Raw genomic sequence first — 13,366 nt, 5'->3', positions numbered from 1 at the left:
GTGTGGGCCGGGAGCGGTGCTCACAGCTCCCGGCGCATGCAGACGCGCGGCCACCGGTCGAGTCCGTTCGCAGCCTCCGCCGCCCGGATGTCACGCAGCCCGGGCGTGAGGGCGTCCGCGGAGAGCCGGCGGAAGCCGAGCCGCTCGTAGTAAGGGGCGTTCCACGGCACGTCGGTGAAGGTGGTCAGGGTGAGGCCGGTCAGTCCCCGGTCGCGTGCGAACCGCTCGGCGTACGCGATCAGGGCCCGGCCGATTCCGCGGCGGGCGGCGTCCGGGTCCACGGTGACCTGCTCGATGTGGAAGGCGTCGTCCACCACGAGGCCGACGAGATACGCGATGACGGTCCCCTCGTCCCCCTCGGCGACCCAGGCGTGCCCGGCGCGCCGGAAGCGCTCCAGCTCCTCGAGCGCGGGCGGCTCGTCGTCGGCGACGGCGTCCATGCCGAGCGCACGGAAGGCGGCGCCCGCCGCGACCTCGATGGCCTGGAGGCGGGGCAGTTCGGCCGCTGTGGCGGTGCGCACGATCATCAGGGCAGTATCGCGGAGGCGGCGGGTCAGGCGCCGCTCGCTATCAGTTCGTCGGCGGGGCTGTTCACCGGCTGCGGCACGCCGGCCAGGTCGAGGACGAACAGGGGCACGCCCAGTTCGTCCGCGCGGGTGCGGGCCGCGTCCGCGTACCCGGCGAGGGAGAAGAAGACGGAGGCCGCCGACTCCGTCATGGACTGGAGCCACAGGCACTCCACATCGCGGACGGTCGCGGGCCGGACCGACGGCTCGATCTGGGCGACGACACCCTGCGCCGCGAGGCCGATGCCGGACACCGGGCGCTGGTCGGCGCGGCGCACGTCCCGGTAGCCGAGCCAGCGCAGATAGAGCGCGGCGGCGGTCACCGCGTCGCGCGCGGTGCGGATGGCGACGGGCTGGAACGCGGGCCGCGGCGCGGGCGCCGTCCGGGGCAGCGGAATGTGGGAGGGCGCGGGAGCCTGATCGCTCTGGACCGGGACACGCAGCAGGGTGCCGCAGTCGCAGCCCAGCTCCGGGCGCGGCCAGCGGTCGCGGCGGCCGCACATGGGGCAGCGCAGGGTGACCCAGTCCTCGGCCCAGGTGCGGTCACTGACCGGCTCGGCCTCGACGCCGCGCAGCAGCGGGGGAGCGACGGGGGCGCCGCACGCGCAGGGCAGGACCGCGGGTGTGTAGACGTGCTCGCGCAGACAGGCCGGACACCGTACGCGCACTGGCTCGGCGATGGCGCACCCCCCTCGGGCTCCGCGGGTTCCGCTTCGACGTCTGTCTCATCATCCACCTTGACGGCCTCCGAGACCCCCCTCTACATTGCTTCCATATAGCAGAACATAGTTTCCGCATTATGGAAGTACGGACTTCAGGGCTCGCCGCGGGGCGCGACGGGAGCGCGAATCCGACAGCCGGACACAGATGTGCGCCACAGACCCGGCCACGGACGTGGGCCGGAGACAGACGTACTCAGCCACAGCAGAAGTCGGGAGCACCTCATGGCTCGAATGACCGCCGCCCGCGCGGCCGTTGAGATCCTCAAGCGCGAAGGCGTCAGCAACGCGTTCGGCGTGCCCGGTGCCGCCATCAACCCCTTCTACAAGGAGCTCAAGGAGAGCGGTGGCATCGACCACACGCTCGCCCGCCACGTCGAGGGCGCCTCGCACATGGCCGAGGGCTACACCCGGGCGAACCCGGGCAACATCGGTGTCTGCATCGGCACGTCGGGCCCGGCCGGCACCGACATGATCACCGGCCTGTACTCCGCGATCGGCGACTCGATCCCGATCCTGTGCATCACCGGGCAGGCTCCGAGCCACCTGCTGCACAAGGAGGACTTCCAGGCCGTCGACATCGCCACGATCGCCAAGTCGGTCGCCAAGATGGCCGTGACCGTCCTGGAGGCCGCGCAGGTCCCCGGCGTGTTCCAGCAGGCGTTCCACCTGATGCGCTCCGGGCGGCCGGGGCCGGTCCTCATCGACCTGCCGATCGACGTGCAGCAGACGGAGATCGAGTTCGACCCGGAGACGTACGAGCCGCTGCCGGTCTACAAGCCGGCCGCGACCCGCGCCCAGATCGAGAAGGCGATCGGCCTCCTCCTGGAGTCCGAGCGGCCGCTGATCGTCGCGGGCGGCGGCATCATCAACGCGGACGCGAGCGACCTGCTCGTCGAGTTCGCCGAGATCACCAACACCCCTGTCGTGCCTACGCTGATGGGCTGGGGCACGATCCCCGACGACCACGAGCTGAACGCGGGCATGGTCGGTCAGCAGACGGGCCACCGCTACGGCAACGCGACGTTCCTGGAGTCGGACTTCGTCCTCGGCCTCGGCAACCGCTGGGCCAACCGGCACACCGGCTACAAGCTCGACGTCTACACGCAGGGCCGCACGTTCGTGCACGTCGACATCGAGCCGACCCAGATCGGCAAGATCTTCGCCCCGGACTACGGCATCACGTCGGACGCCAAGGCCGCGCTCGAACTGTTCGTCGAGGTCGCGAAGGAACTCAAGGCCGCGGGCAAGCTCCCCGACCGCTCCGCGTGGGTCGCCTCGCACCTGGAGCGCAAGGAGACCCTCCTGCGCCGTACGCACTTCGACGACATCCCCATGAAGCCGCAGCGCGTCTACGAGGAGATGAACAAGGCGTTCGGCAAGGACACGCGCTACGTCACCACGATCGGGCTCTCCCAGATCGCCGGCGCCCAGATGCTGCACGTCTACAAGCCGCGCCACTGGATCAACTGCGGCCAGGCGGGCCCGCTCGGCTGGACGATCCCGGCCGCGCTCGGCGTCGCGAAGGCCGACCCGGACACGCAGGTCGTGGCCCTGTCCGGCGACTACGACTTCCAGTTCATGATCGAGGAGCTGGCGGTCGGCGCGCAGCACCGCATCCCGTACGTCCACGTCCTCGTCAACAACGCCTACCTGGGCCTGATCCGCCAGGCCCAGATCGGCCTGGACATCAACTTCCAGGTCAACCTGGAATTCGAGAACCAGAACAGCCCCGAACTCGGCGTCTACGGCGTCGACCACGTCAAGGTCGCCGAGGGCCTGGGCTGCAAGGCGATCCGCGTCACCGACCCCAGCGAGCTGGGCGAGGCCCTGGAGCGCGCCAAGAAGCTCGCCCAGGACCACCAGGTCCCGGTCGTCGTCGAGGCGATCCTGGAGCGCATCACGAACATCTCGATGAGCCCGACGGCCGACATCAGCGCGGTCAAGGAATTCGAGGAACTCGCGACGGAACCGGGCCACGCGCCCACGTCGATCCGGCCGTTGAAGGTCTGACCCGGCGCCATCCGTAGGGGCGGGCCCATCCGGTTGCACACCGGGTGGGCCCGCCCCCTTTTTGTGGTGTGTGCGGCGGGGTGCGGGTCTGCGTCGCTTCGTATCGGTTCACGTCTGCCGGGTTGCCGTGGTGTCGCCGGCCGTCCGCCCGTCGTGGCTGGTCGCGCAGTTCCCCGCGCCCCCGGAGCATGCGGCTTCGCCGCAGCCCCCTAGGGGAGATGGCGCACGGAGTGCGCATTTCAGGGGCGCGGGGAACTGCGCGACCAGCCACGACGGACCCGCGGCCGCCATGCACAGCGAAGGCCCCCACCTCAGTAGGCGGACACGCCGAAACCCCGGGTACGGATTCGTACCCGGGGCTCAGGCTGGTGCAAAGCAACTGCTGGCCGTCCGACGGCGCGCGACTGGCGAGACATGCATACGTGCCGCCGGACGGAACCCGGTGTCCCCCGGAGGGGAGTGGCTGGGATCGCGGTGGCCGGGCGACAGTCCGCCGGGCCGCCCTTCCTCAGGTCGAAAGGGGGGTCCGGGGACCTTCACCACCGCACTGGCTCGCACCGGCCACCGCGATCCTCGTCCTCCCGCGCCTCCCGCGCGGCCACCCCTCATCCGGGTCGCGCAGGTGGTGCGGGCTTGTGCGTCTAGGCCTGATCCCCCATCAGGTCCTGTACGCGGTCTGGGGGTTGATAGGAGGGGCTAGTCCTCGCGGAGGGCGCGGACCGCTTCCTCGACGCGCTTGCCGTAGTCCGGGTCGGCGGCGTGGAAGTGGGCGAGGTTCTTCTCCACGATGTCGTCGCGGGAGACCTGGGAGAGGCCGCCGGCGATGTTGGCGACGAGGCGCTCCCGCTCGTCCTGCGACATCAGGCGGTACAGCTCACCCGCCTGGAAGAAGTCGTCGTCCTTGGTGTGGGCCGGGGTCTCGTGCGTCCCCGTGTACCCGGTGACCGCGAGCGGCGCGGCGAGCGGGCGGCCGGTCTCGGCGGGCCCGTCGTAGGAGTTCGGCTCGTAGTTCTTGCGGGCGCGGCCGTAGGCGTTGGTGGCCATGAGACCGTCGCGGCCGTAGTTGTCCGCGCCGCCGACGACACCCTTGGGCGCGTTCACCGCGAGCTGCGTGTGGTTGACGCCCAGGCGGTAGCGGTGCGCGTCCGCGTAGGCGAACAGGCGGCCCTGGAGCATCTTGTCGGGGGAGGGGCCGATGCCGGGAACGAAGTTGTTCGGGGAGAAGGCGGCCTGCTCCACCTCCGCGAACACGTTGTCCGGGTTGCGGTCGAGGACCATGCGGCCCACGCGCTGGAGCGGGTAGTCCGCGTGCGGCCACACCTTGGTGAGGTCGAACGGGTTGAAGCGGTACTCCGCCGCCTCGGCCGCCGGCATGATCTGCACGTACAGCGTCCAGGACGGGTTCACGCCGCGCTCGATGGCCTGGAGCAGGTCCGTCTGGTGGGAGTTGGGGTCCTTGCCGGCGAGCTCCGCGCCCTGCTCGGCGGAGAGGCAGCGGATGCCCTGGTTGGTCTTGAAGTGGTACTTCACGAAGAAGGCCTCGCCCGCCTCGTTCGTCCACTGGTAGGTGTGCGAGCCGAAGCCGTTCATGTGCCGGTACGAGGCCGGGATACCGCGGTCACCCATCAGCCAGGTCACCTGGTGCGTGACCTCGGGAGAGTGCGCCCAGAAGTCCCAGACGTTCTCCGGCTCCTGCTTGCCCGTGAACGGGTCGCGCTTCTGCGAGTGGATGAAGTCGGGGAACTTCAGCGGGTCCTTGATGAAGAACACCGGGGTGTTGTTGCCGACGAGGTCGTAGTTGCCCTCTTCGGTGTAGAACTTCACGGCGAAACCGCGCGGGTCACGCACGGCGTCCGCGCCACCGAGGTTGTCGGCCACGGTCGAGAAGCGCGCGAACAGCTCGGTGCGCTTGCCGACGGTGTTCAGGAAGTCGGCGTGGGTGAAGCCGGTGACGTCGTCGGTCACCTCGAAGTAGCCGTACGCGCCGGAGCCGCGGGCGTGCACGACGCGCTCCGGGATGCGCTCACGGTTGAAACGGGCGAGCTTCTCCAGGAGGTGCTGGTCCTGGAGCAGGATCGGGCCGCCGACGCCTGCGGTGGCGGAGTTCTGGTTGTCGGCGACTGGGGCGCCGGACTCGGTCGTGAGCACACGCTTCGGCATTATTCGAGGCGACCTTCCGTGCAGTGGCTGCTGACGATGCCGGGGAGCGTAAACATCCCTGAACTGCTGCGTCAACAGTTTGTTGAAGTTATGGGCGTACGTGGTTCAACTTTTTGTTGCAAAAGAACGGTTCCGGACCGCGGCGGCGCCTGGGCGCGACAGGACAGGTGTCAGCGCCGCCACGGCCCGGAAGTCTGGGGGTGTTACGCGACCTGCTCGCCCGAGAGGCGCTCGACCGAGCGCAGCAGCGCGGAGTGGTCGAGGCCGCCGTCGCCCTGGGCGCGCAGCGAGGCGACCAGCTGGGCGACCACGGCGCCGACGGGCAGGGCCGCGCCGACGTTGCGGGCGGCGTCGGTGACGATGCCCATGTCCTTGTGGTGCAGGTCGATGCGGAAGCCGGGCTTGAAGTCCCGGTCGAGGAAGTTGTCCTTCTTCCGCGTCAGCACGGTCGAGCCGGCCAGGCCGCCGTTGAGGACGTCGAGCGCGGCCTTCAGGTCCACGCCGGACTTCTCCAGGAAGACCACGGCCTCGGCGCACGCCTGGATGTTGACGGCGACGATCAGCTGGTTGGCGGCCTTCACGGTCTGCCCCGAGCCGTGCGGACCGCACAGCACGATGGTCTTGCCGAGCGCCTCGAGCAGCGGCTTCGCCTCGTCGAAGTCGGCCTGCTCACCGCCGACCATGATGGACAGGACGGCCTCGACGGCGCCGGCCTCGCCACCGGAGACGGGGGCGTCCAGGACGCGAACTCCCTTGTCCTTGGCGGCCTTTGCCAGGTCGACCGAGGTCTGCGGCGTGATCGACGACATGTCGACGAGCAGTGCGCCCGACTTCGCGTTCTCCAGGATGCCGTCGGCGCCGTAGGCGATCGCCTCGACCTGCGGGGAGGCGGGGACCATGGTGACGACGACGTCGGCGTCCTTGACCGCGTCGGCGATCGACTTGACGGCCGTGCCGCCGGCCGCGGCCAGGCGGTCCAGCTTGTCCTGCTCCAGGGTGAAGCCCGTGACGTCGTAACCGGCCTTGATCAGGTTCTCCGCCATGGGGGAGCCCATGATGCCGAGACCGATCCACGCGACCTTGGGAAGGTTGGTGTTGCTCATGAGGGTGACTCCAAAAGCTGAGGAAGGCGTGATGCGTCGATGAGGTGGCGCGCTTCAGTCGCGCGCGGCGCGGGCCTCGTGCGGCAACCAGCCGAAGGACTCGGCGCTCGGGGCGTCACCCGGCTTGTACTCCAGGCCCACGTAGCCCTCGTAGCCGGCCTTCTTGAGCCGGCCGAGCAGCTCGGCCAGCGGCAGCGAACCGGTGCCCGGCGCGCCGCGGCCCGGGTTGTCGGCGATCTGCACATGGGCCGTCTTGTCGGCGTAGGCGTCGATCACGGCCGGCAGGTCCTCGCCGTTCATGGACAGGTGGTACAGGTCCATGAGGAACTTGGCGTTGCCGAGGCCGGTCGCCGCGTTCACCTTGTCGACGATCTCGATGGCCTTGGGGGCGCTGACGATCGGGCAGGCCGGCGACTCCGGCGCGTTCAGCGCCTCGATCAGCAGTACGGCGCCGATCCGGTCGGCCGCGCGGGCCGCCAGGACCAGGTTCTCCAGGGCGAGTTCGTCCTGGGCGGCCGGGTCCACGCCCTCGACGCGGTTGCCGTACAGCGCGTTGAGCGCCTTGCAGCCGAGCGAGGCGGCGAAGTCGGCGGCGACGTCGATGTTCGCGCGGAACTTCTCGCTCTCCTCGCCGGGGATCGACAGGGCGCCGCGGTCGGGGCCGGGCAGCTGTCCCGCGTAGAAGTTCAGGCCGGTGAGCTGGGTCCCGGCGTCCTTGAGCGCGTCCCGCAGGGCGTCGAGCTCGGACTGCTCGGGGACGGGGGCGTCGACCCAGGGCCACCACAGCTCGACCGCGGTGAAGCCCGCCGCGGCGGCGGCCGCGGGGCGCTCCAGGAGCGGGAGTTCCGTGAAGAGGATCGACAGGTTGACGTTGAAGCGCTGGTCTGCGGCGGTGCTTGTCCCGAAACCTGGCACGAGGGCGGCGCTCCCTTCCGTATGTAGTTCCGTATTGCGGAAGTTCGTTTCTGCTTAACGGAAGATTGCCTGCGGTCCCGGCGGGCTGTCAAGAGGGGCTGCCGGAAAAACGCCGAACGGCATTAGGTTGGGCCCGTGCGATTGAGAGTGGAGTTCACGACCGAGCCCTTCGACCTCGACGAGGCGCCGCCGCATGCGGTCGTCGCCCGTGACGTCCTCCAGGGGGCGGACCTGGACGCGGTCGATGTCGGGCCGTTCGGCAACACCGCGGAGGGGGAGGCCGGCCAGGTGCTCACCGCGGTCGACGCCATGCTGCGCCAGGCTCTCGAAGCGGGCGCCACCAGGGTCTCGCTCCAGGTCAACGTGGTGAACGCGGACAGCGTGGTCGATGGGGCGGCTGGGGAGGGCGATAAGTGACCGGTCTCGGGGACGAGCCCTTCGTCCGGGCGGTCAAGCCGCTCGTCGACGCCATGGGGGCCGAGATGCTGCCGCCGAGCGAGGCGGAGAAGGACGACATCGTGCTGAGCTGGGAGGGCGCGGAGGTCATCGCCGTGCGCTTGCCCCAGCTGGCCGACTCCCTCGATCATCTGCTGGTGGCCATGGAGCGCAAGGCGGGCAAACCCCTCGCCGAGCTCGACCGCAAGGAGAAGCAGGAGGCCGTCCGGCTCCTGGAGGCGCGGGGCGCGTTCTCCGTACGGCACGGAGTCGAGACCGTGGCCGGTGCGCTGGGGGTCTCGCGATTCACTGTGTACAACTACCTCAATCGCGAGAAGGCCACCTGAACCGACCCGACCCGCCTGACCTGCAGTGATGGCCCGATCACCGAACCGCCGTCCGGATACCGGACGGCGGTTTTTGTAACTCCAAGTTTTCAACAAAGTGTTGACGCGGTGTTTCCGAGGGCGTTAGCTATCCGCAGCCCGTCCAGCACAAGGCCACGGAGGCACCCCGTGACTTCAGGAACGACACCGGGGCTCGCCCGGTTCAACGCCTCGGACGAGAGCACGGCCCAGGCCGAGCTCCACGAGGTGTGTGCTTCATCGGCGTGGGGGAGCAAGCTCGTCGCCCAGCGCCCCTTCGCCACCGCGGAGTCCCTCTTCCAGGCCAGTGACGCCGCGATGGCCGAACTGACCGAGGAGGATCTCGCCGAGGCGATGGCGGGGCACCCGCCGATCGGCCGCCCGAAGCCCGGCGACCCGACCTCGTCGCGCGAACAGCGCGGCATGGCGGGAGCCTCCGAGGAGCTCAAGGCGGAGATGCTCGAACGGAACCTGGCCTACCAGGACCGGTTCGGGCACGTCTTCCTCATCTGCGCCACCGGGGCGAGCGCGGAGCAGATGCTCGGCGCGCTCAAGACGCGTATCGGCAACACGCCCGAGCAGGAGCGGGAGATCGTCCGCACCGAACTGGGCAAGATCAACCGCATCCGCCTCGCCGGCCTCGTAGAACGCGGCCTCGAAGCACAAAGCCTCGCAGAACAAGGGGACAACGCCTGATGAGAACCGCGACCACCGCCTCGGTGTCCACGCACATCCTGGACACCAGCATCGGACGCCCCGCCGGGGGCGTCGCCATCTCCCTTGCGGCGCGCGCCGGTTCGGGCGCCGCCTGGGTGGCGCTCGGCGGTTCGGCCACCGACGCGGACGGGCGCTGCAAGGACCTGCCGGCGCTGCCGGAGGGAACCACCCACGTCCGTCTCGACTTCGAGACGGAAGCGTATTTCGACAAGAAGCAAGCCGATGCGCAGCAGGACGCCCCCGCGAATCGGGACAGCGGCACGACCGGAGCGTTCTTCCCGGAGGTGGCGATCACGTTCGCCGTCACGCCGGGCGAGCACTACCACGTGCCGCTGCTGCTCAACCCGTTCGGCTACTCCGTTTACCGAGGGAGCTAGCAGACATGCCCACGATTCTCGGCCAGAACCAGTACGGCAAAGCAGAGAACCGCGTAGTCAAGATCACGCGGGACGGCGACACCCACCACATCAAGGACCTGAACGTCTCGGTCGCGCTCAGCGGTGACCTCGACGACGTCCACTACAACGGCTCGAACGCCAACTGCCTGCCGACCGACACCACGAAGAACACCTGCTTCGCCTTCGCCAAGGAACACGGCATCGACTCGGCGGAGCAGTACGGGATCCACCTCGCCCGGCACTTCGTCGACAGCCAGCCGTCCATCCACCGGGCGCGCATCCGCATCGAGGAGTACGCCTGGGAGCGCATAGCCGGCTCCGACGCGGGCTCGAACTTCATCGGTGCCGACGAGGTCCAGCACTCCTTCGTCCGCAAGGGCCAGGAGACGCGTCTCGCGCAGATCACGTACTCCGCCGAAGGTGACGGGGGAGCGAAGTTCGAAGTCCTGTCCGGGCTCAAGGACTTGACCGTGATGAACTCCACGAACTCCGAGTTCTGGGGCTACATCAAGGACAAGTACACGACGCTCAAGGAGGACTACGACCGCATTCTCGCGACGTCGCTGTCCACCTGGTGGCGGCACAACTGGACCAGCGACGAGCAGCGCATGCCGCAGTGGGAGAAGTCCTACGCCCAGGCCAAGAAGCACATCCTCCAGGCCTTCGTCGAGACGTACTCGCTCTCGCTCCAGCAGACGCTGTACCAGATGGGTTCGCGCGTCATCAACAACCGCAGCGAGATCGACGAGATCCGCTTCTCCGCGCCGAACAAGCACCACTTCCGCCAGGACCTGTCGTCCTTCGGCCTGGAGAACGAGGCGAAGGACGGCGCCGTGTACCTCGCCGCCGACCGCCCCTACGGCCTGATCGAGGCCACCATCCTGCGGGACGGCGCCGAGCAGCGCATCCCGGTCGACATGACCAACCTCTGACGCCTCAGGCGTACTCGGACGCGTCAGCGCACCCCCGTCCACCCCGGTCGGCGGGGGTGCGCCGCACCGGAGGGAACATCGCAATGGCAGTGCCAGCAAAGGGGCCGGCGGAAGCCGAGGGCCCGTGTTCTGAAATCTCCACCCCGCCGGACAGCGCCGACACGGTGCATCCGGTGGACGAGAAGCTCCACGTCTCGCGGCTCGTCCCCGCCGCTCTCCAGCACATCGCCGCCATGTACGCGGGCGTCGTCACCCCTCCGCTCATCATCGGGCAGGCCGTCGGCCTCGACACCGCGGGCCGGACCCGGCTGATCGCCGCGTCCCTGCTCATCGCGGGCATCGCCACCCTGCTCCAGACCCTCGGCGTCAAGGGCTTCGTCGGCAACCGGCTGCCCTTCGTCAACGCCGCCTCCTCGGCCGGTATCGCACCGATGCTCGCGATCGCCGAAACCAACGCCAAGGGCGACCAACTCCCCGCGATATACGGGGCGGTGATGGTCGCGGGTGTCTTCTGCCTCGCGATCGGCCCGTTCTTCGGCAGACTTCTGCGCTTCTTCCCGCCGCTCGTCACCGGCGTCGTCATCACCCTCATCGGGGTGACGCTGATGCCCGTACCCGTCGGCTGGGCCCAGGGCGGCGACGCGACCGCCGCCGACTACGGCGACATGCGCTTCCTCGCCCTCGCCGGCTTCACGCTCGTCGTCATCCTGCTGATCCAGCGCTTCGGCAAGGGCTTCGTCAAGCAAGTCGCTCTCCTCTTCGGCCTGTTGATCGGCACGCTGGCCGCGATCCCGTTCGGCATGGCGGACTTCGAGGCGCTGGGCTCCGCACCGGTCGCCGCCCTCCCGACACCGTTCGCCTTCGGCGCGCCGGAGTTCCAGCCCGCCGCGATCGTCTCGCTCTGCCTCGTCATGCTCGTCCTGATGACCGAGTCCTCGGCCGGCATGCTCGCCATCGGCGAGATCTGCGAGCGCGAGACCTCGGGCCGCACCATCACCCGCGGCCTGCGCACCGACGGCATCGCCACCTTCGTAGGCCCGATCTTCGGCGGCTTCCCGACCTCAGCGTTCGCCCAGAACGTCGGCGTCGTCTCCCTGACCAAGGTACGCAGCCGCTACGTCGTCGCGGTGGCGGGCGGCGCCCTGCTGATCCTCGGCATCTTCCCGATGCTCGGCGCGGTCGTCTCCCTGGTCCCCATGCCGGTCCTCGGCGGCGCGGGCATCGTCCTCTTCGGCTCCATCGCCGTCAGCGGCATCCGCACGCTCTCCGAGGCGGGCCTCGACGACAGCTCCAACATCATCCTGGTGGCCGTCTCGCTCGGCGCGGGCATCATCCCGCTCGCCGCGCCCACCTTCTACGCCGACTTCCCGGCCTGGGCGCAGACCGTGCTCGGCTCGGGCATCAGCGCCGGCGCGCTCGTCGCCGTATCGCTGAACCTCTTCTTCCACCATCTCGGCACCCGCGGCAGCGCCAGCGCCGCCGCGGCACTCAAATCCACCTAGGGTCCTGCCGTGCCCACAGCAATCGCCACTCATGAATGAAGGAAGCACCATGGCAGCTTCTACGGCAGACAGCATTACCGACCGCATCGTCACCGACCGCATCGTCATCGAGAACGTCGCCATCGCGACGGTCGACGCCCAGGACACCGAGTACGCCTCGGGCCACATCGTCGTGGCGGGCAACAGGATCGAGTCCATCGGGGCGGGCGAAGCCCCGGAGGGCCTGGAGAACGTGGTCCGCCGCATCGACGGCACCGGCCACCTCGCCACGCCCGGCCTGGTCAACACCCACCACCACTTCTACCAGTGGATCACCCGCGGCCTCGCCACGGACCACAACCTGTTCAACTGGCTGAAGACGCTCTACCCGACCTGGGCGCGCATCGACGAGCAGATGACGTACGCGGCGGCGCAGGGCTCCCTCGCGATGATGGTCCGCGGCGGCGTCACCACCGCCATGGACCATCACTACGTGTTCCCGCAGGGCTCGGGCGACCTCTCCGGGTCGATCATCCGCGCCGCCTCCGAGATGGGCGTGCGCTTCACCCTGGCCCGCGGCTCCATGGACCGCAGCGAGAAGGACGGCGGCCTGCCGCCGGACTTCGCCGTCGAGACCCTGGAGGGCGCGCTCGCCGCGACCGAGGAGACGGTCAAGAAGCACCACGACTCCTCCTTCGACGCGATGACGCAGGTGGCGGTCGCCCCCTGTTCGCCGTTCTCCGTATCGACCGAACTCCTCAAGCAGGGCGCCGAGTTGGCCCGCCGCCTCGGTGTGCGGCTGCACACCCACGGCAGCGAGACGGTCGAGGAGGAGAAGTTCTGCCACGAGCTGTTCGGCATGGGCCCGACCGACTACTTCGAGTCGACGGGCTGGCTCGGTGAGGACGTGTGGATGGCGCACAGCGTCCACATGAACGACTCCGACATCGCCGCCTTCGGCCGCACGAAGACGGGTGTGGCGCACTGCCCGTCGTCCAATGCCCGCCTCGCAGCGGGAATCGCCCGCGTCCCCGACATGCTCGCGGCCGGCGTCCCGGTCGGCCTGGGCGTCGACGGCACCGCCTCGAACGAGTCCGGTGAACTCCACACCGAACTGCGCAACGCCCTCCTCATCAACCGCCTCGGCGCCCACCGCGAAGCCGCTCTGAATGCCCGTCAGGCGCTGCGCCTGGGCACGTACGGAGGCGCCCAGGTCCTCGGCCGCGCAAGCCAGATCGGCTCGCTCGAAGCCGGGAAGCTCGCCGACCTGGTCCTGTGGAAGCTGGACACCCTGGCCCACTCGTCCATCGCCGACCCGGTGACCGCGCTCGTCTTCGGCGCGGCCGCCCCGGTCACCCTCTCCCTCGTCAACGGCGCACCGGTGGTGGAGGACAGCCGCCTCCTGCACGTCGACGAGGACGCCATCGCCCGCTCCACGCGCGACGAGGCCCAGCGCCTCGCGCGGATCGCGGCGCAGGCGTAACCGCACCACACCCCGAAACTCCGGCCGGGGAGGACGGTCCCCGGCCGGACCCGAGCAGCCGAGCGGGCTGCTCGGGTGC

Annotated in this window: 13 protein-coding genes; 8 read left to right on the top strand and 5 right to left on the bottom strand. The window is 69.5% G+C overall.

Annotated features, from left to right (window positions below):
• Positions 1–20: 20 nt before the first annotated feature.
• Both ABD366_RS28530 and ABD366_RS28525 read right to left on the bottom strand, forming a co-directional pair.
• Positions 21–527, bottom strand: coding sequence for a GNAT family N-acetyltransferase (locus tag ABD366_RS28530; protein WP_324766998.1), 507 nt, complete (start codon positions 525–527; stop codon positions 21–23).
• Positions 528–553: 26 nt separating this feature from the next.
• Positions 554–1,246 (bottom strand): hypothetical protein, encoded by a 693-nt coding sequence (locus tag ABD366_RS28525; RefSeq protein WP_324767009.1) that lies wholly within the window; start codon positions 1,244–1,246, stop codon positions 554–556.
• A 273-nt stretch (positions 1,247–1,519) separates the two neighbouring features.
• Between ABD366_RS28525 and gcl the strand changes: the two genes are divergently transcribed.
• Positions 1,520–3,298, top strand: coding sequence for a glyoxylate carboligase (gene gcl, locus ABD366_RS28520; RefSeq protein ID WP_324767008.1), 1,779 nt, complete (start codon positions 1,520–1,522; stop codon positions 3,296–3,298).
• Between the two features lie 696 nt (positions 3,299–3,994).
• Here the strand turns inward: gcl and ABD366_RS28515 are convergent.
• The 3 genes from ABD366_RS28515 to ABD366_RS28505 all read right to left on the bottom strand — a co-directional run bounded on the left by ABD366_RS28515 (position 3,995) and on the right by ABD366_RS28505 (position 7,476).
• Entirely contained in the window at positions 3,995–5,458 is a 1,464-nt protein-coding gene (locus ABD366_RS28515; protein WP_324766997.1) for a catalase, read from the bottom strand.
• Positions 5,459–5,661: 203 nt separating this feature from the next.
• On the bottom strand, positions 5,662–6,561 hold the full coding sequence (locus ABD366_RS28510) for a 2-hydroxy-3-oxopropionate reductase (RefSeq protein WP_324766996.1): 900 nt from the start codon (positions 6,559–6,561) through the stop codon (positions 5,662–5,664).
• Positions 6,562–6,615: 54 nt separating this feature from the next.
• Entirely contained in the window at positions 6,616–7,476 is an 861-nt protein-coding gene (locus ABD366_RS28505; RefSeq protein ID WP_324766995.1) for a TIM barrel protein, read from the bottom strand.
• A 135-nt stretch (positions 7,477–7,611) separates the two neighbouring features.
• Between ABD366_RS28505 and ABD366_RS28500 the strand changes: the two genes are divergently transcribed.
• From ABD366_RS28500 to ABD366_RS28470, 7 genes are all read left to right on the top strand, one after another.
• Positions 7,612–7,893 (top strand): YkoF family thiamine-binding protein, encoded by a 282-nt coding sequence (locus tag ABD366_RS28500; RefSeq protein WP_324766994.1) that lies wholly within the window; start codon positions 7,612–7,614, stop codon positions 7,891–7,893.
• Positions 7,890–8,258, top strand: a complete 369-nt coding sequence (locus tag ABD366_RS28495; RefSeq protein ID WP_324766993.1) for a helix-turn-helix domain-containing protein — start codon at positions 7,890–7,892, stop codon at positions 8,256–8,258. The genes ABD366_RS28500 and ABD366_RS28495 overlap by 4 nt, the downstream gene beginning before the upstream one ends.
• A 168-nt stretch (positions 8,259–8,426) precedes the next feature.
• Entirely contained in the window at positions 8,427–8,972 is a 546-nt protein-coding gene (uraD, locus tag ABD366_RS28490; protein WP_324766992.1) for a 2-oxo-4-hydroxy-4-carboxy-5-ureidoimidazoline decarboxylase, read from the top strand.
• Positions 8,972–9,370 carry a hydroxyisourate hydrolase gene (gene uraH, locus ABD366_RS28485; protein WP_324766991.1) on the top strand — a complete coding sequence of 133 codons (399 nt, stop codon included), beginning with the start codon at positions 8,972–8,974 and terminating at the stop codon, positions 9,368–9,370. Before uraD ends, uraH begins: the two co-directional genes overlap by 1 nt.
• Before the next feature lie 5 nt (positions 9,371–9,375).
• Positions 9,376–10,323, top strand: a complete 948-nt coding sequence (gene pucL / locus ABD366_RS28480; protein ID WP_324766990.1) for a factor-independent urate hydroxylase — start codon at positions 9,376–9,378, stop codon at positions 10,321–10,323.
• A gap of 83 nt (positions 10,324–10,406) precedes the next feature.
• A complete protein-coding gene (locus ABD366_RS28475) occupies positions 10,407–11,825 on the top strand; it encodes a nucleobase:cation symporter-2 family protein (RefSeq protein ID WP_324766989.1) in 1,419 nt (472 codons plus the stop codon).
• Between the two features lie 49 nt (positions 11,826–11,874).
• On the top strand, positions 11,875–13,287 hold the full coding sequence (locus tag ABD366_RS28470; RefSeq protein WP_324766988.1) for an 8-oxoguanine deaminase: 1,413 nt from the start codon (positions 11,875–11,877) through the stop codon (positions 13,285–13,287).
• The last annotated feature ends 79 nt before the right edge of the window (positions 13,288–13,366 follow it).

This window comes from Streptomyces kunmingensis, assembly GCF_039533535.1.
GTDB lineage: Bacteria > Actinomycetota > Actinomycetes > Streptomycetales > Streptomycetaceae > Streptomyces > Streptomyces kunmingensis.
This window is presented reverse-complemented; position numbering and strand designations above follow the sequence as displayed.

Bases quoted from the DNA above. Each gene is read 5' to 3' on its own strand.
- gcl (WP_324767008.1), top strand. From the start codon at position 1,520: ATGACCGCCGCCCGCGCGGCCGTTGAGATCCTCAAGCGCGAAGGCGTC.
- ABD366_RS28510 (WP_324766996.1), bottom strand. From the start codon at position 6,561: ATGAGCAACACCAACCTTCCCAAGGTCGCGTGGATCGGTCTCGGCATC.
- uraH (WP_324766991.1), top strand. From the start codon at position 8,972: ATGAGAACCGCGACCACCGCCTCGGTGTCCACGCACATCCTGGACACC.
- ABD366_RS28470 (WP_324766988.1), top strand. From the start codon at position 11,875: ATGGCAGCTTCTACGGCAGACAGCATTACCGACCGCATCGTCACCGAC.
- pucL (WP_324766990.1), top strand. From the start codon at position 9,376: ATGCCCACGATTCTCGGCCAGAACCAGTACGGCAAAGCAGAGAACCGC.
- ABD366_RS28515 (WP_324766997.1), bottom strand. From the start codon at position 5,458: ATGCCGAAGCGTGTGCTCACGACCGAGTCCGGCGCCCCAGTCGCCGAC.
- ABD366_RS28530 (WP_324766998.1), bottom strand. From the start codon at position 527: ATGATCGTGCGCACCGCCACAGCGGCCGAACTGCCCCGCCTCCAGGCC.
- ABD366_RS28475 (WP_324766989.1), top strand. From the start codon at position 10,407: ATGGCAGTGCCAGCAAAGGGGCCGGCGGAAGCCGAGGGCCCGTGTTCT.